The sequence below is a fragment of the Cupriavidus sp. a3 genome (genome assembly GCF_051015765.1).
Lineage (GTDB): Bacteria > Pseudomonadota > Gammaproteobacteria > Burkholderiales > Burkholderiaceae > Cupriavidus > Cupriavidus oxalaticus_A.
In genome coordinates this window covers 139,894-160,656 of the sequence record NZ_CP170644.1, presented here as the reverse complement: position 1 = coordinate 160,656, position 20,763 = coordinate 139,894, and the positions used below count along the sequence as shown (strand labels likewise).

General features: G+C 69.8%; 17 protein-coding genes. 6 read left to right on the top strand and 11 right to left on the bottom strand.

Translation table 11 applies throughout. From position 1 onward, the window contains the following. Nucleotides 1-59 precede the first annotated feature (59 nt). The 4 genes from ACAD63_RS22675 to ACAD63_RS22660 form a co-directional block, all read right to left on the bottom strand. Nucleotides 60-1,118, bottom strand: a complete 1,059-nt coding sequence (locus tag ACAD63_RS22675) for a DNA topoisomerase IB (protein WP_133095991.1) — start codon at nt 1,116-1,118, stop codon at nt 60-62. Nucleotides 1,119-1,175: 57 nt separating this feature from the next. After that, nucleotides 1,176-2,036 (bottom strand): alpha/beta hydrolase family protein, encoded by an 861-nt coding sequence (locus tag ACAD63_RS22670; RefSeq protein ID WP_135703252.1) that lies wholly within the window; start codon nt 2,034-2,036, stop codon nt 1,176-1,178. Then, nucleotides 2,023-3,204: a DUF3182 family protein gene (locus ACAD63_RS22665; protein ID WP_133095993.1), complete on the bottom strand. Its 1,182-nt coding sequence runs from the start codon at nt 3,202-3,204 to the stop codon at nt 2,023-2,025. The genes ACAD63_RS22670 and ACAD63_RS22665 overlap by 14 nt, the downstream gene beginning before the upstream one ends. A gap of 91 nt (nt 3,205-3,295) precedes the next feature. Continuing rightward, complete coding sequence (locus ACAD63_RS22660; RefSeq protein ID WP_434034380.1) at nt 3,296-3,865, bottom strand: low affinity iron permease family protein; 570 nt, start codon at nt 3,863-3,865, stop codon at nt 3,296-3,298. 245 nt (nt 3,866-4,110) lie between these two features. Here ACAD63_RS22660 and ACAD63_RS22655 point away from each other — a divergent pair, with 245 nt between their 5' ends. Continuing rightward, complete coding sequence (locus ACAD63_RS22655; RefSeq protein ID WP_133095995.1) at nt 4,111-4,449, top strand: BON domain-containing protein; 339 nt, start codon at nt 4,111-4,113, stop codon at nt 4,447-4,449. 79 nt (nt 4,450-4,528) lie between these two features. On the opposite strand, the gene ACAD63_RS22650 is transcribed toward ACAD63_RS22655, so the two are convergent. The 5 genes from ACAD63_RS22650 to ACAD63_RS22630 form a co-directional block, all read right to left on the bottom strand. Beyond that, entirely contained in the window at nt 4,529-4,987 is a 459-nt protein-coding gene (locus ACAD63_RS22650; RefSeq protein WP_133095996.1) for a PRC-barrel domain-containing protein, read from the bottom strand. 46 nt (nt 4,988-5,033) lie between these two features. Further along, on the bottom strand, nt 5,034-5,639 hold the full coding sequence (locus tag ACAD63_RS22645) for a hypothetical protein (protein WP_135703254.1): 606 nt from the start codon (nt 5,637-5,639) through the stop codon (nt 5,034-5,036). Nucleotides 5,640-5,682: 43 nt separating this feature from the next. Further along, nucleotides 5,683-6,267: a hypothetical protein gene (locus ACAD63_RS22640; RefSeq protein ID WP_434034379.1), complete on the bottom strand. Its 585-nt coding sequence runs from the start codon at nt 6,265-6,267 to the stop codon at nt 5,683-5,685. A gap of 202 nt (nt 6,268-6,469) precedes the next feature. Then, nucleotides 6,470-7,303: a sensor histidine kinase gene (locus ACAD63_RS22635; RefSeq protein ID WP_195430216.1), complete on the bottom strand. Its 834-nt coding sequence runs from the start codon at nt 7,301-7,303 to the stop codon at nt 6,470-6,472. Between the two features lie 104 nt (nt 7,304-7,407). Continuing rightward, the gene (locus ACAD63_RS22630; RefSeq protein ID WP_133096000.1) at nt 7,408-8,808 is read right to left on the bottom strand and encodes a sigma-54-dependent transcriptional regulator; all 1,401 of its coding nucleotides are present in this window, start codon (nt 8,806-8,808) and stop codon (nt 7,408-7,410) included. A gap of 356 nt (nt 8,809-9,164) precedes the next feature. On the opposite strand from ACAD63_RS22630, the gene ACAD63_RS22625 reads away from it, so the two are divergent. After that, nucleotides 9,165-10,217: a sigma-54 interaction domain-containing protein gene (locus tag ACAD63_RS22625; RefSeq protein WP_135703256.1), complete on the top strand. Its 1,053-nt coding sequence runs from the start codon at nt 9,165-9,167 to the stop codon at nt 10,215-10,217. Here ACAD63_RS22625 and ACAD63_RS22620 read toward each other — a convergent pair. Both ACAD63_RS22620 and ACAD63_RS22615 read right to left on the bottom strand, forming a co-directional pair. Beyond that, nucleotides 10,202-12,148 carry a hybrid sensor histidine kinase/response regulator gene (locus ACAD63_RS22620; RefSeq protein WP_135703257.1) on the bottom strand — a complete coding sequence of 649 codons (1,947 nt, stop codon included), beginning with the start codon at nt 12,146-12,148 and terminating at the stop codon, nt 10,202-10,204. The genes ACAD63_RS22625 and ACAD63_RS22620 overlap by 16 nt on opposite strands. 237 nt (nt 12,149-12,385) lie before the next feature. Continuing rightward, a complete protein-coding gene (locus tag ACAD63_RS22615; protein WP_133096003.1) occupies nt 12,386-13,393 on the bottom strand; it encodes an SDR family oxidoreductase in 1,008 nt (335 codons plus the stop codon). Between the two features lie 305 nt (nt 13,394-13,698). On the opposite strand from ACAD63_RS22615, the gene ligD reads away from it, so the two are divergent. From ligD to ACAD63_RS22595, 4 genes are all read left to right on the top strand, one after another. Then, nucleotides 13,699-16,545: a DNA ligase D gene (ligD, locus tag ACAD63_RS22610; protein ID WP_434034378.1), complete on the top strand. Its 2,847-nt coding sequence runs from the start codon at nt 13,699-13,701 to the stop codon at nt 16,543-16,545. A gap of 116 nt (nt 16,546-16,661) precedes the next feature. Beyond that, on the top strand, nt 16,662-17,078 hold the full coding sequence (locus ACAD63_RS22605) for a hypothetical protein (protein ID WP_240745745.1): 417 nt from the start codon (nt 16,662-16,664) through the stop codon (nt 17,076-17,078). Between the two features lie 296 nt (nt 17,079-17,374). Next, nucleotides 17,375-19,459 (top strand): hybrid sensor histidine kinase/response regulator, encoded by a 2,085-nt coding sequence (locus ACAD63_RS22600; RefSeq protein ID WP_434034377.1) that lies wholly within the window; start codon nt 17,375-17,377, stop codon nt 19,457-19,459. A 209-nt stretch (nt 19,460-19,668) separates the two neighbouring features. Further along, nucleotides 19,669-20,754 carry a Ku protein gene (locus ACAD63_RS22595; RefSeq protein ID WP_434034376.1) on the top strand — a complete coding sequence of 362 codons (1,086 nt, stop codon included), beginning with the start codon at nt 19,669-19,671 and terminating at the stop codon, nt 20,752-20,754. Nucleotides 20,755-20,763: the final 9 nt, after the last annotated feature.

Sequence of the window (20,763 nt, the reverse complement as noted above, 5' to 3'; positions counted from 1 at the left end):
GCCCGGTGGCGGCTGACGCCCCGGCCCGACGGCCGGCCCGATGCCCGGCAATTGGCCGCTCAGTCATCGCGCCGCACCGCTTGCAGCAAATGCAGCAAGCGGGCTTCGTCAGCGCGCAGCCTGGCCACCGTCGGCGCCTTTCCGCCGGCTTCGAGCACACCGCACAGGTAAGCCTCGATGACGCCGGGATGCACATAGCACTTGCGGCAAACCGCCATGGTATTGCGCAGCTGTCGCGCCACCTCCCGGATCGCGTCGGCCACGGCCTTCTTGCGCGCGGTTTCGCTGGCGGCTTCCGGCAGCTTGCGCAGGATTGCCAGCGCATGCACGCTGCCGGCCCAGGTGCGGAAATCCTTGGCGGTGAATTCGCCGCCCGTCGCCTCCTTCAGGTAGGCATTCACGTCGGCCGAGCCGATCTCGCGGATCTCGCCGTCGCTGTCGCGGTACTTGAACAGCCGCTGGCCCGGCAGGTCGGCGCAGTTGCGCACGACGCGCGCCAGGCGCGGGTCGTTGACCGAGACGTCGTGGGTGATGCCGCTCTTGCCGGTGAACTGGAAGCGCAGCCGGCTGCCGCGCACGGTCACATGCCGGCGCCGCAGCGTGGTCAGGCCATAAGTGCGGTTCTGCTGCGCGTAGCGCGGCGAGCCCACCCGCACCAGCGTGGCATCGAGCAGCACCACCACCGCCGCCACGACCTTTTCACGCGGCATGCCGTTGCGGCCCAGGTCGCGCGCGGCACGGGCGCGCAGCCGTGGCAGCACCGCGCCGAAGGCTGGCAGGCGCGCGTACTTGTCTGAATCGCGCAGTGCCGCCCATTCGGGGTGGTAGACGTACTGCTTGCGCCCGCGCGCGTCTCGCCCCGTGGCCTGCAGGTGGCCGCGCGCATCCGGGCAGATCCACACCGACTCGTACGCCGGAGGGATGGCCAGCGCGGCAATGCGGGCCAGCGTGGTTGCGTCGCGCACGCGTTCGCCATCGGGATCGATATAGCTGAAGCCGCTGCCCTGGCGGCACCGGGTAATGCCAGGGCTGCTGTCGTCGACATAGCGCAGGCCGGCATCGCGCAGCACGGCGTCAAGCGTCGCGGCGGGCTCGGTGGCGGTGAGGATGCTGTCCATGCGCGTTGCGTTCCGGGGCCGGCACTATCCGGGCATTATCCGGGCACTATCCGGGCACTATCCGGCACTGGCCGGGGCTGACGAGGGCAGCTCCCCGCCCATGCCGGCAGCATCGCCGTCGGGCTCCGGCGCCGCGCGTGGCGGCTTGGGCTGCAAGGCACTGTCGGCGCTGACCGGGCCGGCGCGCGCCACGGTGATCATCTCGCGCAGCCAGTTGACCAGCAGGCTGCTGTACGCGCGCTGGCTCTCCTCCTCGGTCAGCCCATGGTCGGCGCCCTTGATCACGCGGTAGGTCATCGAGTTGGCATGCACGCAGGCGTCGACATAGCTCATCACCGCGGCGTGCGGAACCACCTGGTCGTGCTCGGATTCGATCACCAGCACGTCGCCGCCGAATTCCGCGCAGGCGCGCACGGCGCGGTTGTCTTCGGGCGCGACCACGCTGCGCCGGTACGCCACCAGATCCTGTTCGCGGTGCAGCTGGCGCTTGGGCAGTTCCCAGCCGGAATCCATGTACAGCGCCGGCGCGCGGAAACCCATCCAGCGCACCGGGCGCATCGCGCTCAGCAGCGCCGCCAGGTAGCCGCCGTAGCTGCTGCCCACCACCGCGATGGCGTTGCGATCGACTTCCGGCTGCCGTACCAGCGTGTCGTACGCGGCGACCACATCGGCCAGGTTGCGCATGCGGGTGACGGTCTCGTATTGCGACCTGGTGCCGGCGTGGCCGGTCAGGTCGAAGGTCAGGCAGACGCAGCCCAGCCCCGCAACCTTGCGCGCGCGCGCCAGGTATTGCTGCTGGCTGCCGCCCCAGCCGTGCACGAACAGCACGCCCGGCAACTTCGTCTCCGGACTGATGAGGGTGCCGGCAATGGTGCCGCCCTCGCTCTGGATCTGCAGCAGTTCTTCATGGGTTGCCATGGGAATCGGGCTCCAGCCTTGCGTACTTGGTCAGGGGGCCGACGTGGCGGTCCTCTCCCTGGAAATAGATCACGGCGCCGGCGGGCACCCGCACGTTGGCGCCATACACCTCGCGCGTGGATGCGACCACGCGGGCGCGGTCCGGATCGTTGCGCAGCGCCTCCAGTGCCGCCAGCTCGGCACCGGTGGCACCGCCTACGCGCCACGACTGCTCGAGCACGCCGCCGAGCACCTGCTCGCGGTCGGCGTCGGGACCAGCGGCCGGGCCGAAGGCCACGTCGTAGTTGCAGCGGGTCAGCACCATGCCGCCATAGCAGGACAGCGCGGCATCGTGGTACACCATCGCCGCGCGCACCGCGGCCAGCGTCCGTGCGTCGAACGGCTGCTCCAGCAGCGTGTCGAAACCGCCGCGCACCACCGTCAGCGTCGAGCCGCCGTAGACCTTCTGGCCACGGTTGTTCTGCGTCAGACCCTGCGTGCCGCAATAGCTGGCGCGCAGCCCGGCCAATTCCACCTGGCCGACGCTATAGGTCTGCGGCGCGTCGAGGTCGCGTTCCACCACGATGCCGTGGGCCTCCACCACCGCAGCGGGCATGGCGGCAAGCGCTTCGTCCAGCGCGCGCGCGCTGTCGACCACGCACTGGCCCAGCCCGCCGATGCCGCATGGCTCCTTCAGCCGCACCGGACCCAGTGCCAGCAGGCGCGTGCCGGCGGTGCGCGCATCGGCAAGGGTGAACGCAGTAAAGCCCGGCAGGGTGGCGCCGACCACACGCTGCACGAAAGCGTCGCTCCATCCTTCGGGCGCAGCCGCGCCCGGCTCGACCAGGCCGTGCGTGATCGCCTTGGTGGCGACGAACGCGTACGGCACCACGCCGCCGAACAGGTCGCCCTTTCCCTGCACGCCAAGGCGCGCGGCAAGGTCCTGCCCGACCAGCGTCTGCGCCGGCACCAGGTAGGGCCGCGGCTGGCCGGGCGCGGTTTCATCATAGGTGCCGGCGTAGCCGATCCCCGCGATCTCGGCCACCTTGCGCGCGATATTGGCCATGGTGGTGCCAAGGTGGCTGTCCGGCTGCCCCAGCGAGTCGCAGCCGTACACCATGACCGTGCGGGACGCAGCGCCGGCCGCTTCCATCTGCTTGCGCTTGCTTGCCTTGTTCGGATCGGACACGGGGTGGCTCCTTGCTCGATGACCTGGTTGGCGCGACAAGTTGACGACTACCGCGGCAAACGGCATGCGTGCCGCTGCCCGGTAGAGCGGCTTATGGACTGGCGTCGGCAATGGCATGCGCATCGGCGCCGCTGCCGCCGTCCTTCGGGCGGTACTGCCGCGAGGCGCGGGCCTGCTGCTTGGCCGCGTGGTTCTCGCGCGCCTCGTCCAGCGAATGGCTCATCTTGAGCCCGTTTTCCTTATCGGCCAGCTCGGCCAGGTGGCGGTAGAAGTTCACCAGCTGCCGCAACTCTTCCTCGTCGAGGTCTTCGATCGAGACCAGCATGTTGCTGGCTTCGCGGTGCGAGGCCAGCAGCTCGTTGAGCTTGAGGTGGACCGCGACGGCGTCCTTGTTCTGGCTCTGCTGGATCAGGAACACCATCAGGAAGGTGACGATGGTGGTGCCGGTGTTGATGACCAGCTGCCAGGTCTCGGAGAACCCGAACATGGGCCCGGTGATGGCCCAGGCGGCCACCACGCCGAGCGCGAGCACAAATGCAGTGGGAGAGCCGGCTCGGCGCGTGGCACCACCCGCGAAGCGGTCAAACGCGTGCAATACGCTGTCACGCCTAGACGCTGGCTGATGATTGACGCGCGGCAGGTTCGGGCTGGACTTGCTCATCGTTGCGCTCCTCTGTTGCGCCTTGCTCGTTCGCGCGGTGCGCCGGCGCCGCGGCATGCTGATTTCATTGTATGGAGGGCATGGGGCCGATGTGCAGCGGGCGCAGTCCTACAACGCGCGCAGCACTTGCCTGGCAATCCGCGGCACACGGCTTGCGTTTCCGCCGCGCGCGGCGCGCATGCCGCTGGCAGCTTGCGCGGGAATGGTTCTTGCGCCGGACAGGGTTTATCTGTCGAGGAGCCGAAATGAACGAGAACGCCCCTTCCCCATCCGCCGCCGACGACGAAGCGCTGCGCGTGGCGGTGCGCGCCGAGATCGCCGCGGCATGCGACGGCCGCTTTCCCGACGGCGTGACGCTCGAAGTCTCGGATCGCCGGGTCACCGTGCGGGGCTGCGTGGAGGACGCCGACACCGCGCAGCGCATCGAAAAAGCCGCGGCCGTCAGCGCCGGGGTGCTCGGCGTGCACAACGCGCTGTCGCTGCGTCATGAACCGCCACCGGAGGCGCCGGCGCAGCCCGAAGACAGCGGCATGCAAGCCGACCCATCGCAGCGCCCGTATGGGCAGATCAACCACAAGGTCTGACTCCCCAAAAAATAGAAGCGCCGGATCGGATCCGGCGCCTCGTTCATCGCTCACTGGCTCACAGCGCTGTCTCCCTTGCTCAGCCCCACGGATCGTAGCGGTCCGCTTCCCAATACGGCGAAATGCCGTAGTACTGGTGGATGCTGGTGGCCCACTGCGAATCGGCCATGCTCGGCCAGTGGTCCTTGTCAAACCCGGGTGCGGCCTTGAGACGATCTTTCTCGACGCCGAGCACGAAGCACTTGCGGCGCGTGTCCAGCGTCAGCGCGGACCACGGCAAGGCAAAGAGCTTTTCGCCGATGCCGAGAAAGCCGCCCATGGCCAGCACCGCATACGCGACCCGGCCGCCAAGGACATCGATCATGATGTGATCGATGGTTCCGATGTCGTCGCCCGCCGGGTCGACCACCTTGTTGCCCTCGAGCGTATCGGCGGCCATCACGAACGGGCCCGGGCCCGGGGAATTGCGGTCGATGCCGCCGACGATCGATGCGCCGCGCGGCTGTTCGCCAGGGGATTCAGGTTGGACTTGGGTCATGGACACCTCCGTTTCGGGTTGGCTGCAACAAGTCGCTGCAAAAAAATCATTCCGCGCGGGGCCGGCTGCCCGGTGCCTGGCGTCGCCCGTCTGCCGGCACCGGCGGCACCAGCGGGTCGAAATCCACCCAGCGGCCATCGACCCATTGCCCGTCCGCACGCTCCACGTCCTTGGCGCCTTCCCGGCGCAGCAGGTCCGCGACCGCGGCGGTGTCGCCGCTGGAAACGTGCGCGGCCAGCAGCACGCCGGCGTTGCGCACCGGCGGCTGGCCGGTCACCGGATTGCGGCGCCCGTCGCGCGCCAGCGCCAGCGCGCCCGCGAGCGAACCGAGGTACGCGCCCAGGCCCACGGCAATTACCAGCACCAGGATCGATACCGGCGGTACAGCGGCCAGCGCCGACACCAGCATCGCACCCACGGCAGCGCCGGCCGCGGCGCCGATCACTACACCGGCAATGGCACCGGCGCCGGACTTGCGCGCGCCGGCATCGGCCGCGTGGTCGCCGCCCACCGCGTAGGCAGCGTGCTGCCCGGGCGGATTGACGTAGAACAGGCTAAGGTCCTGGTCCGCGAAACCGCGTGCCTTGAGGCGGCTGGCGACGGATTCGGCGGTACTGAAGCTGTCGAATCGACCTGCGACGATAGCGGTCATGCTGGCTCCATGTCTTGTTGATCGGAATCGCGCATTGGCTACGCTAGCGGCCGCGCATGCTGCCCTTGCGCTGACCCGCGGGCTTGGCCCCGACGGGCTGCTGCGCGCTGCCGCGCTTGAGCTTCCAGTCGACGTCGTCGCGCGCGGTCTGCGTCTTCCTTTCGGCGTGCATGGCGGCGCTCGGCGAGATCGGGTCGCTGGCCGGGAAGGTCATCTCCAGGGAGTCGTCGACGGCGGCCTGGTACGTCCTGGCCTCCTTGCCGCGCTGGGGCTTGTCGGAAGCGGCGCTGGCGCGCATCGCCTGCGGCTTGTCAGCCTTCGCGGCGGCCTTGGCTGCAGGGCGGGCCGCGGTCTTGGTAGCGGTCTTGGTAGCGGTCTTGGTAGCGGTCTTGGCAGCGGTCTTGGCAGCGGTCTTTGCAGCAGGCTTGGCGGCTGGCTTGGCCGGCTTGGCTGCCGGCTTGGCCGCTGGTTTTGCCGCGGCCCTGGTCGCAGTCTTTGCAGCCGGCTTGGCGGCCGATCGCGCGCCAGGCTTGGCCGAGGATCTTGCGGTGGATGCCGAGGATTTCGCGCCGGACGGCTTGCGGGCAACCTGCGCGGCCTTGTCGGACTTGCGGCTGGCGTTAGGCATGGTTGTTCCCTCCTTGGTTGGGTGACTGACCCATGCAAAGGCCGGGCCAGACCGCCCGGGCCTGACCGACGCGCGCTACATGCCCGCCAGGCGCCACGCCGGACACGCCACCGGCGCTCGGCCAATGCGCTGCGCGACAGACCTGCCGGTAAAAACTACATCGTCAAGCAAAGGATGGAAGCTGGGCGCGCAGCGCGCGATGTCACGCCGTACGTGGCTGGCGCGGGAACCTGACGGCGATGCAGACGCTGATCTTGTCCGCGTCGCAGCCATCGCCTTCGGCGCTGAGCAGGGCGCCATGCATCTCGACCATGCGCCGCGTGAGCAGCAGCGCAGTGCTTTGCCGCGCCTGGCTGCCACCGTCGGGCGCGGCGCGACGGCCGAAGAAGTCGGTCAGTGCCGCCAGCCGGCTGGCGCTGCGCTGCTGGTCCAGCGGCGGGCTCTCGGCGATGCGCAGCTTCACGTGGGCAGGCTCGCCGAACAGATGCATGGCCACCGAGCCGCCCGCCGGCGCGCGCCAGATGCAATGCACCAGCAGGTGCCGCAGCAACGGGACGAGGCGGTTCGCATCGCCGTCGATGCCATACGCGCCATCCCCCGCGCCGTCGGTGGTGACGGGGGCCAGCAGCACCCCTCGCGCCTCGGCGGCCGGACGGCGGTCGGCAATGGCCTGCGCGGCGGCGTCGAGCAGGTCGATGCGTTGCCAGCTCGGCGGGCGCTCGTCGGCCAGCAGTCGCACCGATTCCTCCATTTCCTCGATCAGCGCCAGCTGCTGCTGGGTGCCGGCGCGAATCCCGTCGAGCGCGCGCTGCGCCGGGGCCGGCGCCGCATCGAAGGCGCGGTCCAGCACGTAGGCCCAGCTCTGGATGGCATTGAGCGATGAACGAAGGTCATGGGCCGACTGCTCGATCAGCGTGCTGACTTCCTGCACCGCGCGCACCGCGGCCGTTTCGGCGGTGTCCGCGCCGGCAGCCACATCCGTGGCTTGATCGTCAGAAACGTCCGGCAGGTTGGACGGCGGCTGCGGTTGCGTCATGGTCGGATTGGCGTCTGGGCGGCCAGGTTGGCTACTTGGCGTAGAAGCAAGAAACGTGCTGCGCGCAGCGCCGGGAGGCCAGCCCACATGGCGTCCCAGGCCAGTCAACCGGTCGCGGACGATCCCGTGTCATTGCGCGAGGCGCGCAGCCACTCGGGCAGCTCCCCGCGGGCGGCATAATCTTCCAGCCGGTTGTACAAAGTCTTCAGGCTGATGCCGAGGATCTCGGCAGCATGCTTCTTGACGCCGGCGCATTGCTCCAGCGTGGCGAAGATCAGCTGGCGGTCGGCGTCGGCCAGCGACATGCCTACCGGCACCGACACCACCGCCGCGCCGGGGGCCTGCGTGGCCGCCACCTGCAGCGGCACCTGCACCTCGGTGATGAGATCCTCGTCGGCCATGATAAAGGCGCGCTGCACGAAATTGCGCAGTTCGCGCACATTGCCCGGCCAGGCATGCAGGCGCAGGCTGTCGAGCACGTTGGGGGCGAAGCGCCGCTGCGTGCCCTGCTCGCCGTTGAGCTGGTCCAGCATCAGGTTGGCGATCTGGATCACGTCGTCGCCGCGCGCGCGCAGCGGCGGTAGCTCCACCGGGAACACGTTGAGGCGGTGGAACAGGTCGGCGCGCAGCTTGCCGTCGGCCACGGCCTCTTCCGGGTTGCGGTTGGTGGCGGCCAGCACGCGCACGTCGGCATGGCATTCGCGGTTGGTGCCCACTCGCATGAAGGTGCCGGTCTCCAGCACGCGCAGCAGCTTGACCTGCAGCTCGGCCGGCATCTCGGTGATTTCGTCGAGAAACAGCGTGCCGCCGTCGGCGCGCTCGAAGTAGCCCTTGTGCTGGCGGTCGGCGCCGGTAAAACTGCCGCGCTCGTGGCCAAACATTTCGCTCTCGATCAGCGTGGGCGAGATCGCACCGCAATTGACCGCGAGGAAGGGCTGGCGCCGCCGCGACGACAGCTCATGCACGGTCTGCGCGGCCAGCTCCTTGCCGGTGCCGCTTTCGCCGATCAGCAGCACCGTGGCCTCGGTGGGCGCCACGCGCGCGAGCTGGTCATAGACCGTCTGCATCACCTCCGAGCTGCCCATCAGCCGGCCGAAGCGGCCGTAGCGGCGCAGTTCGCCGCGCAGCGAATGGATTTCGGCGCGCAGCTCGCCGGTGGTGGCCAGGCGCTTGAGCACGGTCTGCAGCCGCGCCACGTTGATCGGCTTGACCAGGTAGTCGGTAGCGCCGGCGCGCAGGGCCTCGACCGCGCTTTCGACGCTGGCATAGCCGGTGGTCAGGATCACTTCGACGCCGGAGGCGCCGACCTCGTCGAACAGCTCCATGCCGTTGCCGTCGGGCAGGCGCAGGTCGGCAACGATCGCGTCAGGCATGTGCCAGCCGAACTGCAGCCGGGCTTCGCGCAGGCTGCCGGCGGTGGCGGAAGTGAAACCTTCCATGGCCACGATCTCCGCCAGCGCGGCACATGCGTTTTCATCGTCATCGACAATCAGGATGTGGGGCATACGATCCGTCAGTGAGACTTAATGGAAACTTCTGCGGAACCAGCAAAGAACGCCTGTCCGGATTCCGGCCCGGCGCCAGGTACCGCAGCCGCCGCCGCGCGCCATGCGAAGCGCGGCAAGGCAGGCATTCCGGGCAATTCAGGACAGGTGCGGCACGGTTCCGACTGCATACTGCCAGTCCACTGCGTAATAAAAGTCTAAGCCCGGCCTGGGGCCAAGGTTGCCAGTGTCTGTCTGACACCGCTGTCGGACCTTTCCGCGCGGGACCGCGCGGCTATGGCAAGGCCCTCTGGCAAAGGCTAGCATAGGAACTTCCCACCCTCACACGACAAGCTCGCCAAGCCCTGCCTTCGATCGTGCCAGTGACCACCACGCCTCCTCGGCGCAGCGCCGCCGCCCCTGCCTCAGCCCGCCAGGCCCCCCTCTCCCCCGCGGCCGGGGAAGCCGCGCCGCGCCGGGCCGTGCCCTCGCAGGTCTCGCTGCTGTGGGAAAGCACCGCGCCGGCCATGCAGCGCCTGATGGCCCAGGTGGAGCGGGTGGCGCCGACCGATGTCACCATGCTCGCGGTGGGGGAAAGCGGCTCGGGCAAGGAAGTGGTGGCGCGCGCCGTGCATGAGCGCAGCGCGCGGCGCAACGGCCCCTTTATCGCCGTCAACTGCGGCGCGATCCAGCCGACGCTGATCGAGTCGGAGCTGTTCGGGCACGAGAAGGGCGGTTTTACCGGCGCGATCGAGCAGAAGGCGGGGTACTTCGAGCAGGCGCAGGGCGGCACCCTGTTCCTGGACGAAGTCACCGAAATGCCGCTCGAGATGCAGATCAAATTGTTGCGGGTTCTGGAAAGCCGCACCTTCCACCGCGTCGGCGGCGATACGCCGATCGTCACCGACGTGCGCATCCTGGCCGCAACCAACCGCGATCCGGTCGATGCCGTGCGCACCGGCCAGCTGCGCGAAGACCTGCTGTACCGGCTGGCAGTGTTTCCGCTGCATATCCCGCCGCTGCGCGAGCGCCCGGACGATATCGTGCCGCTGGCGCGGCACTTCCTCGCCGAATACAACGCGATGGAACACAGCGACAAGGCCTTCTCGGCCGCTTCGCTTGACCGGCTGGTGCGCTATGACTGGCCGGGCAACGTGCGCGAGCTGAAGAACACGGTCTACCGGGCCTTTATCCTCGCCGACAAGGTGGTCGAGATCGGCAATCCCAACCTGGCCACGCAGCCGCCGCGGCCCACCACCGTGGACGGCGTGGTCAACGTGCGCGTGGGCACCACGCTGGCCGATACCCAGCGCGAGATCATCATGGCCACGCTGGCGCGCTTCGACGGCGACAAGCGCCAGGCGGCGCGCGCGCTCGGCATCAGCCTCAAGACGCTGTACAACCGGCTGGACGCCTACCGCTCGCTCTGAGACGGCGAAGCGCCGGTGGCCGGATCGGCCAGCGCGCGCAACAGCGCGTCGATCGCCAGCGGCTTGGTGAGGTGCGCATGGAAGCCGGCCAGCTTGCTGCGCCGATGGTCATCCGGGGTGCCGCGCCCCGTCAGCGCCAGGAAGCGCACCTGCGCGCCGCAGGTCTGGCGCAACGCCTGCAGGACTTCATAGCCCGACATGTCGGGCATCTCCAGGTCCAGCAGCACGCAGTCGGGGCGGAAGCTGCCGGCCAGCGCCAGCGCCTGGTAGCCGCCATGGGCCGCGCGCGCATCGTGGCCGAGCATAATCAGCAGTTCGGCCATGCTGTCGGCGGAATCGGCATTGTCGTCGACCACCAGCACGCGCCGCCGCGGCGGCGTTCCCGGCGCCGGTGCGGCCGCTTCGCGGCGTGGCGCACCGGCACGCGGCAGGATCACGGTGAAGGTGCTGCCCTTGCCCGGCCCGGCGCTGTCGGCCTGGATCGCGCCGCCGTGCGCTTCGACCACGGCCTTGGCCAGCGCCAGCCCGACGCCGAGCCCGCTGCGGCTGCCGGCCTCGCTTTCCTGCGAGAACAGGTTGAAGATCCGGTCCAGCGCCGCCCGCTGCAGGCCACGGCCGGTATCCGAGACGGTCGTCACCACGCGCGCCGGCTCCACGTGGACCCGCACGCTCACGGTGCCGCCGCGCGGGGTGTACTTGGTGGCGTTGCTGAGCAGGTTGAACAGCACCTGTCCCAGCCGGTTGGCATCGGCGCGCACGTGCGGCGAGACGGCGGGCAGCTCCGCTACCAGCTGCTGGCCGGCGGCATCGAGCACCGGCCGGATCGCCTCGAGGCTGTTGCCGACCACTTCGTTGTAAGACGTAGGCGTCAGCTCCATCTTCATCTTGCCCGCGGTCACGCGGCCGACATCCAGCAGGTCATTGACCAGCCGCTCGAGCTGGCGCAACTGCCGGTCGATGATCGCGGCGCAATGGCGGATGCGGGTATCGGCATCCGGCGTCAGCGCGATCACCTCGACCGCATTGCGCACCGGCGCCAGCGGGTTGCGCAGTTCGTGCCCAAGGATGGCAAGGAAGGATTGCAGGCGCCGGTTGCCGGATTCGAGCAGCTCCAGGCGCAGCGCGTCGCTGATGTCGCGCGCGGTCCAGAGCAGCCCGGCCGGGCAACCCGCGGCATCGCGCACCAGCACCATGCGGGTCTGGCAGCGCACGATCGCGCCATCCTGGCGTGCCAGGCGCTCGTCGCCGGCCCACTGGCCGCAGGCGCGCGCGGCTTCCAGCGCCGCGCGGTCGCGCCCGGCCGCGGCATCCGGCCCGGTGTACAAGAGCGCCAGCGGCTTGCCGACCGCCTCAGCCGCCGTGTATCCGGTCACGGCCTGCGCGCCGACGTTCCAGCTGCGGATGGTGCCATCCAGGTCCAGCTCGCAGACCGCGGTGCCGGGCAGGTTGTCGGCCAGCAGCTGCAGGCGCGACTCGGCCAGGCGGGCGTGATCGGACGCGGCTTCCTGCACGGTGATATCGCGGCAAGCCACCACGAAGCCGCCGGCGCTCGCATGCATGACACAGGCGGCCTGCAACTGGCTGCCGTCCCGGCGCACGCGCCAGCCCCGGTCGCGGGCACTGCCGGCCTGCGCCGCGGCCTGCTGCCACTGCAGCGGCAAACCGGCGGCGACATCATCGGCGCGGTGCAGGCAGGAGAAGTGCCGGCCGGCGATGTCTTCGGCGCGGTAGCCGAATACGCGGAGCGCGGAGTCGGGCCACGCCACAATGAGGCCCTCTGCATCCGTTTCGAACACCGCCACGTCCTCGACCGCATCCAGCAGGCGCCGGTATTGCTCAACGGTTGGCTGGCCGACACGCCCGGGGGGAACGGCTCCCGCCTCTGCCAGATGTGGCGCGCAGGCACCTTTTGTCGCTTGCGGCTCCGACATGGACAAACCCTACGTGGTAATGGACGATCATGGCAGGCCATTCAATACGTAGTACGCGCAGTACGGCGGATGCGGGCGCCCGGCGTGCCACCATGGCCGGCAGGCGGTACGCCTGCGGCACGGCCAAATGCCCGCCAGCCGGCGGGCATTCAGATCCATGATAGGTGTTCGTGGCACCGACCGCGACCACGGCGCACACCACGCGGCGCGCTGGTTCCGGTGTGGCTGGGCGGAAGGCTAGCGCCCCCGGCGCGCCTGCACCACCGCCGCCAGCGCGGCGGACGCGCCGACGATCAGCGCGGTGGCCAGCACCGGATGCCGCGCCGTGGTCGTATAGGGGCACGACTGCAGCGCGGTGCGCGTGCCGCTGCGCTCCTGCAGCCCGCTGCCGCTGCCGTACAGTGTGTTGTCCTCGAGCGGGCCGGCCGGGTGGCGCGTCTGCTGGGCACGGCCCATGAAGCGGCGCATGAAGCGGTCGAAGGTATGCGGCGTGTGGTACGCCGCCGCGGAGAAAGCCTTGGCCGCCCCGCCGACGAACAGGTCGCGGCGCGGGTTCTCGGCGGCGAACAGGATCGCATCGGCGGCCAGCGCCGGATCGTACAGCGGTGGCGGCAGGCGCGGCTCGACGTCAAGGAAGTTCTTGGCGTGCATGGCCAGCGGCGTTTCCAGGCCGGCGGGCTTGATCAGCGTGATGCTGACCGGCGCCTGTTCCTGTTCCAGCTCCAGCCGCAGCGAATCGGTAAAGCCCTTGATCGCATGCTGCGAGGCCGCGTACGCGCTCTGCAGCGGCAGCGGCCCATCGGAGGCCTCGCTGCCCATGTTGATGATGGCGCCGCCGCATTCGCGCAAGTGCGCGGCCGCCGCCAGCGAGCCATGGACGGTGCCCCAGTAGTTGGTGTCGAACAGCCGCCGCTGGTCTTCCAGCGGCACGTCGCCGTGGCGGCCGAAGATCGTCACGCCGGCATTGTTGATCCATGTGTCGAAGCCACCGAAGCGCTCGATCGCGGCCTGCGCGACCTTGCCGACCTCTTCGTGCCGGCCCACATCGGCAGCGACAGTGATGACTTCGGCGCCCTGCTGGCGCAGCTCTTCGGCCAGCTTGTGCAGCGAATCCTCGCTGCGCGCCACCAGCACCAGCCGCGCACCCCGCGCGGCGGCCTTGCGCGCGGTGACCAGGCCCACTCCACTGGTGGCGCCGGTCAGCACGATCACCTGCGAGCCGATTTTCTTCAGGGTGGGTTTCATCTGCCGCTTCTCCTCGGGATGATCCCGGCACGGCGCCGGGCGTGGCAATGGTTGATCACCGACAGTGCATTGCAGACAAGCATCGCAAATTGCGTTCCCATCCGCGCCGGCCCGCGGGCGCGCGGAGGGGGGAGCAGACGCGCGGCAGAATTACAACGTCCGGTAAGAACCACATGCCGGCCGGCACGCGCTGCCGTGCGCGTGCCGTCGCGGCGCCATCCTGTGCCGCTGTAGGACTGGCGCCGATTTCGCCGGCGCCATGTGCTGCCTAAGCTGGATGCATCTTTCCGCAACCGGCGACAGCCATGGCCAAGACGACGCGACAGGACTCCGGCGACAGCCGCACTGCGGCAAAGCGCACGACGGCGCGCAGCGGCAAGCCTGCCCGCAAGGGCTCGCCGCCGGCGGCGCGCAAGGCCGGCGCGGCGGCCCGCAAGCGCAGCACGGCCAGCGCCGCGCTGGACAAATACCGCCGCATGCGCGACTTCGGCGCCACGCCCGAGCCCAGCGGTGCCGCCGCCCGCACACGCGGCGCACCGCGCAAGCGCGCCGGCGAGCTGTCGTTCGTGATCCAGAAGCACGCGGCGCGGCGGCTGCACTACGACTTCCGGCTCGAACTCAGCGGCACGCTGAAAAGCTGGGCCGTGCCCAAGGGCCCGAGCCTGGACCCGCACGACAAGCGCATGGCAGTCCACGTCGAAGACCATCCGATGGACTACGCGGGCTTCGAGGGCGTCATCCCAGCCGGGCACTACGGCGCGGGCACGGTGATCGTATGGGACCGTGGCACCTGGGTGCCGGTCGGCGACGCCGAGGCCGGCTACCGCGCCGGCAAGCTCAAGTTCGAGCTGCGCGGCGAAAAGCTGCATGGCCACTGGACGCTGGTGCGGATGCACGGCAGCCGGCAGAAGGAGCAGGACGCGTGGCTGCTGATCAAGGAGCGCGACGACGCCGCGGTGCCGGCGGCCGAGTTCGACGTGGTCGAGGCGCTGCCCGACAGCGTGCTGGGCGGCACGGCGCGCAAGACGCAAGCTGCCAGCGGCTCCGCCAGGCCGGCGGCAAAGCGTGCCGGCAAGGCCGACGCCGGCGGGACAACCCACGCCGCCCCCCGCGCCAGGGCACTGAAGCCGCCGCCCGGCGCGCCGCGCGCGGCGTTGCCGCTGGCGCTGGCGCCGCAGCTGGCCACGCTGGTCGACAAGCCTCCGGCCGACGCCGCGGCCTGGCGCTATGAGATCAAGTTCGACGGCTACCGGGTGCTGGCGCGCATCGACGGCAAGGACGTGCGGCTGTTCACGCGCCAGGGCCATGACTGGACCGCGAAGCTGCGCGCGCTGGCGCGTGATGTCGGCACGCTGGGGCTGCCCGACGGCTGGCTCGACGGCGAGATCGTGGTGCTCGGCAAGCATGGCGAGACCGACTTCCAGGCCTTGCAGAACGCCTTCGATACCGCGCGCGTCGAGGCCATCCAGTACTTCGTGTTCGACCTGCCCTTCTATGCCGGCCATGACCTGCGCAAGGTGCCGCTGGCCGAGCGCCGCGCGCTGCTGCGGCATATCTTTGCCGGCAACACCGCGCCGCGGCTGCAGTTCAGCGAGGACTTCGAGGCCGCCCCCGACGAAATGCTCGACGCCGCCTGCCGCATGAAGCTCGAAGGCGTGATCGGCAAGCGCGCCGATTCCAGCTATGTCAGCACGCGCAGCAACACCTGGATCAAGCTCAAATGCACCCTGCGCCAGGAATTCGTGGTGGCGGGCTTTACCGATCCCAGCGGCAGCCGCACCGGCATCGGCTCGCTGCTGCTGGGCGTGCACGACAGCGGCGGACGGCTGCGCTATGCCGGCAACGTCGGCACCGGCTTCGACACGCGCACGCTCGGCGAACTGCGCGCGCAGCTCGACGCGCTGCGCGCCGATACGTCGCCGTTCGCGACCGTGCCGGCGGGCGTGAAGGGACACTGGGTGCGGCCGAAGCTGGTGGCCGAGGTGTCGTTCGGCAGCTGGACCCGCGAAGGCCGCGTGCGCCATGCCGTGTTCCACGGGCTGCGCACCGACAAGCCCGCCGGCGCGGTGTCGGTCGAGATGCCGGCGGCACCGGCCGGCAAGGGGACCAAGGCCGCAGCGAAAGCAGCAAAGACGGCGGCAAAGACGGCGCCAGAGAAGGCCCCCGCAAAGCGCGCAGCCAGGACTGCATCGAAGACAGCCGAGAAGGCTCCGGCAAAAACCGCGGAAAGAACCGGCTCCCACGGCAAGCAGCCTGCCGCGCTGGGTGGCAAGGTCAGGATCAGCCATGCCGAACGCGTGATCGACACCGCCTCCGGCCTGACCAAGGGCGACCTGGTGCGCTACTACGAGCAGGCCGCGCCGCTGATGCTGCCGCACCTGCGCGGCCGCCCGATCGCGATGGTGCGCGCCCCTGCCGGCGTGGGCGGCGAACAGTTCTTCCAGCGCCATGGCGACACGCTGCGCGTCGATGGCATCAACATCCTGGACCCGTCGCTGTGGCCGGGGCATCCCGCGCTGCTGGAGATCGTGTCGGCCGAGGCGCTGGTCTCGGCGGCCCAGCTTAACGTGGTCGAGTTCCACACCTGGAATGCCAGCAAGCGCAGCCTCGACCGGCCCAATCGCATCATCTTCGACCTGGACCCCGGCGAAGGCGTGCCCTGGGACCAGATGCAGGAGGCCGCCGCGCTGATGAAGGCACTGCTCGACGAGCTTGGCCTGGCCAGCTTCCTGAAGACCAGCGGCGGCAAAGGCCTGCACGTGGTGGTGCCGGTCGCGCCGCGCGCCGGCTGGGACGAGGTCAAGGACTTCGCGCAAGACGTAGTGCGCCATGTCGCCGCCACCATCCCGCAGCGCTTCGTCGCCAAGAGCGGTGCGCGCAATCGCGTAGGGAAGATTTTCATTGATTACCTGCGCAATGGTGTCGGCGCGACCACCGTCGCGGCGTTCTCGGCACGCGCGCGGCCAGGGCTGGGCGTATCGATCCCGGTCTCATGGGAAGAGCTCGGGACGCTGGAGAGCGCGGCGCAATGGACCGTCGCCAACGTGGGCCCGCGGCTGGAGGCCTTGCAGGCCGACGATCCGTGGGCCGGCTATGCCGGCGTGCGGCAGGCCATCACCCGTGCCGCGGCGCGGCTGGGGCGGGCCGGCTGAACCACCTCGCCTCACCTGCGGCACATTTCTTGCCCCGCTTTCCATAAGGACAAACGGCGGGACAAACGGCGGGACACCCGGCGTGAGCCCAGGCCGCAACCTACGGAGAGAGCGCAATGACCCACCTCAGCATTCCCGGTACGATCCGCGCCGTCGGCGGCGGCAGCGCTGGCTCCGGCACCCGCGCGCCGCACAACCGGCGCGCGCTGCGCCGTCTGCTGATTTCATGCGCGATGCTGTCGTTCGCCGCCGCGCCGGTGCAGGCGCGCTTGCCGGCACCCACGCCCGAGCAGCAGCAGGCGGCCGAAGCCAAGAAGGCCAAGGAAGCGGAAACGGCCAAGCAGCAGGCCGAAGCCCTGACTCGCGTGCAGGACAAGCTGGCAGCGCGTTTTGGCAAGGGCGCTGCCGCAGGGGGCGCCACCGAGCCCGGCAAGATCCCGCAAAAGGCGGCCGAAGCTCCTGGCTCGACCGGCCCGCACGGCGGCACCTCGCCAAGTGCCGAAGCGCATAGCGGCGAGGCCGCGCGCCGCTAAAGGCACGTCGCGTCCTGCCGCCGGCGCATGGCCCCGGCATGCCTCTTGCCACTGCGAAGCGGAACGGCCTCGTCGAGGGCCCGTGGATAAGCCGCCACAAAGGGGGAACGCAATGGATCACTTCTGCACGCACGTAGTTATTACAACCGGCATGCCGCCCAGCCTTGCAGGATTTGCACACGAGGACACGGAGCCGGCACGCTTTTACCTGCTCCGAAACCGGCCGCACCGGCCGCGCGCCTGCGCGCCGGTGGTCGCCTGCGGACGCGCGCGAAAGCGCGCGTCAGCGTGACGCCATGCGCCCGCAAGCCAACCGCGCTCCGTTGATCCTCAACGTCGAGGACCGCGAGGGACCGCGCTACGTCAAGAGCCGCATCCTGCATCGCGGCGAGTTTTCCGTGATCGAGGCGGCCACCGGCCAGTCGGCGCTGGCGCTGGTGCGCCAGCATGCGCCGGCGCTGGTGCTGCTGTCGTCGCGCCTGCCCGATATCAGTGGGCTGGAGGTGTGCCGGCTGATCAAGGACGACCCGGAGATCGCCCGCACCCTGGTGCTGCTGACCTCGCCCGGCGTGGCCCAGGCGCGCCAGCGGGTCGAGGCGCTGAACTGCGGCGCCGACGGCTACCTGGTCGAGCCTGCCGAGCCCGAGGAAGTCCTGTCGAGCATCCAGGCGCTGCTGCGGCTGCGCGGGGCGGAAGATGCCTACCACCGCACCACGCAGGCCCTGCACGACAACGAGGACCTGTTCCGCCAGCTGGCGGAGTCGCTGGCCGACGTGGTCTGGATCCTTGATCCCGCCGCCCGGCGCCTGCTGTTCGTCAGCCCTTCGTTCGAGGCGCTGTGGGGCCATTCGGCCGCAGAGGTGATGGAGAACCCGCGCCGCTGCCTGGACCGCCTGGTCCCGGCCGACCGACCACGCGTCGAGGTCGCTCTCGCCAGCATGCTGGCCGACGGCCGCATGGATATCGAATTCCAGATGACGCGGCCCGACGGCCAGCTTTGCGAGATCCGCGCGCGCGCCTTCCCCGTGCACGGCGCCGGTCAGGCGGCCGCGCGCGCCGATGCCGGCGATGGCGGCGATGCCTGCGATACCGGCCATGCCCGGCCGCTGCGCATTGCCGGCATCTGCCAGGACGTGACGCTGCAGAACCGCGCCGGACGCACGCTGCGCGACGAGGAGCGGCGCAAGGACCAGTTCCTGGCCATGCTCGCCCACGAGTTGCGCAACCCGCTCGCACCGCTGCGCAGCGCTGCCGACATGCTGCAGCAGCTGTCGCCTTCGCGCGAGGACATGTTCCGCGCGCGCGACATCATCGGCCGCCAGCTGCACCACCTGACCCGGCTGGTCGACGAGCTGCTCGATATCTCGCGCTTCAACCAGGGCCGCATCACGCTGCGCCAGGACCTGGTAGAGCTGCGCGCCGCGCTCAGTACTGCGGTCGAAGCGGTGCGGCCGGAGATCGACGTCTACGGCCACACGCTGCGCCTGTCGCTGCCCGAGCAGCCGCTGCCGGTGCGCGGCGACCTGGTGCGGCTGACGCAGATCTTCAGCAACCTGCTGCACAATGCCGCCGCCTACACGCCCGCGGGCGGCCACATCACGGTCGACGCCACGCTCGACGAGAATGCGGCCAGCGGTTCCGCCGGCGGCCATGTCACGGTGCGCGTGCGCGACAACGGCACCGGACTGTCCGAGGCGCTGCAGCGGCTGTTGTTCGACCCGCTGGCCCCGCACGATCCCGCCGATGGCAACGCCGGCAAAGGCAGCAGCATCGACAGCAGCGTCGGCAACCGCAACATCAACCACGGCACGGCGCCGGCCAACGCCTTCCCGCACGACGGGCCCGGCATTGGCCTGACGCTGGTGCAGAAGCTGGTCTTGCTGCATGGCGGCACGATCCGCGCCGACAGCCCCGGCCCTGGCCAGGGCAGCACCTTCAGCGTCACGCTGCCGGTCGAGCCGTGGCACAAGTGGCACCCCGGCACCGGCAAGTCCGCGGCGCACAGCGGCGTGTCGCGGCGGATCATGGTGGTGGACGACAACGCCGACGCCCTCGAAGCCATGACCATGACGCTCCAGACCATGGGCCACACCGTGGTGACGGCGCCGGACGGGCCCACGGCTGTCGCGCTCGCCACCGCCGCGCGCCCGGAAGTGGTGCTGCTGGATCTCGGCATGCCGGCCATGGACGGCTTCGAGACCGCGCGCCGGCTGCGCGCGCTGCCCGAGATGCGCGGCGCCACGCTGGTCGCCTTGACCGGCTTCGGCCAGCCCGAGGACCGCCGGCGCGCGATGGAAGCAGGTTTCGACCAGCACCTGGTCAAGCCGGCCGACCTGGACGCGCTGACGCACCTGCTCGATACGCTCAAGGACCGCGTTTAGCCACCGGCCATGCCGGTGCGCCATCAACCCTGACAAGGAGCCTACGTGCATACCACGCCCGACCCCGACATTCCCCCGCGAGAGCCGGAAGTCCCGCCGCCCGAGCCGCCGCCGGGGCCTCCCGAACCCGTCTCCGACCCGCCACCGGGCGACCAGCCGCCACCGCCGCCGCAACGCGCGCGCGATCAATGCGATAAAGGAGCCGTCAAGTGTCCCGCATCATCTGGAAAGGCGCCATTACCTTTGGCCTCGTCAATATCCCGGTCGTCCTGCGGCCAGCGTCGCGCAGCCAGACACTCGACCTCGACCTGCTAGACGTGCGCGACATGGCCCCGGTGGGCTACCAGCGCATCAACAAGAGCACCGGCAAGCCGGTCGACAAGGAGCACATCGTCAAGGGCTACCAGTACGCCAAGGACGAGTACGTGCTGCTGAACGACGAGGATTTCCGCCAGGCCAATGTCGAAGCCACGCAGACGGTCGACATCGTCAGCTTTGTCGAGGCGCAGAGCATTCCGCCCTATTTCTTCGACACCCCCTACTACCTCGAGCCGGACAAGCGCGGCGACCGCGGCTACGCGCTGCTGCATGCGACGATGCGGCGCACCGGCCGCGCCGCGCTGGCGCTGGTGGTGCTGCGCAATCGCCAGCACCTGGCGGCAGTGCTGGTCCACGACAACGCGCTGGTACTCAACACCATGCGCTTCGCCGACGAAGTGCTGCCGATCTCGGAGCTGCGCCTGCCGAAGGCGTCGAGCACCAAGGGCAGCGGCGCCCATGCGCGCGAGATCGAGATGGCAACCAAGCTGGTCGAGGACATGACCGAAGACTGGAAGCCAGAACAGTATCGCGACACCTATCGCGACGACATGATGGCGCGCATCGACGCCAAGATCGAATCCGGCAAGACGCACCAGCTGACCCAGCCCACCGAGGACGAAGAAGCGCCACGGCGCAGCGCCAAGGTCATCGACATGGTGGCGCTGCTGCGCAAGAGCCTGGGCGAGCGCGGCAAGGGCGACGACGGCAAGGGCCGGCGCCGCGCGAAGCCGGCGGAGGAATCGCAAGCGGCGAAGGAAGCCGAAGCCGACGACGACCGCGCCGGCGCAAGCCGCAGCCGCCGCAAGACGCCCGCGCGCCATGCAGCGGCGAAGAAAGCACCGGCAAAGCGGACGACGGCCAAGCGCACGACCGCGGCCAAGCATGCGCCGGCCCAGTCGCACACCAAGTCGCATGCCAAGTCTCATGCCGCGGCTCGCAAGAGCACGGGCACGACGCGCCGCAAAGCCGCCTAGCTGGAATCC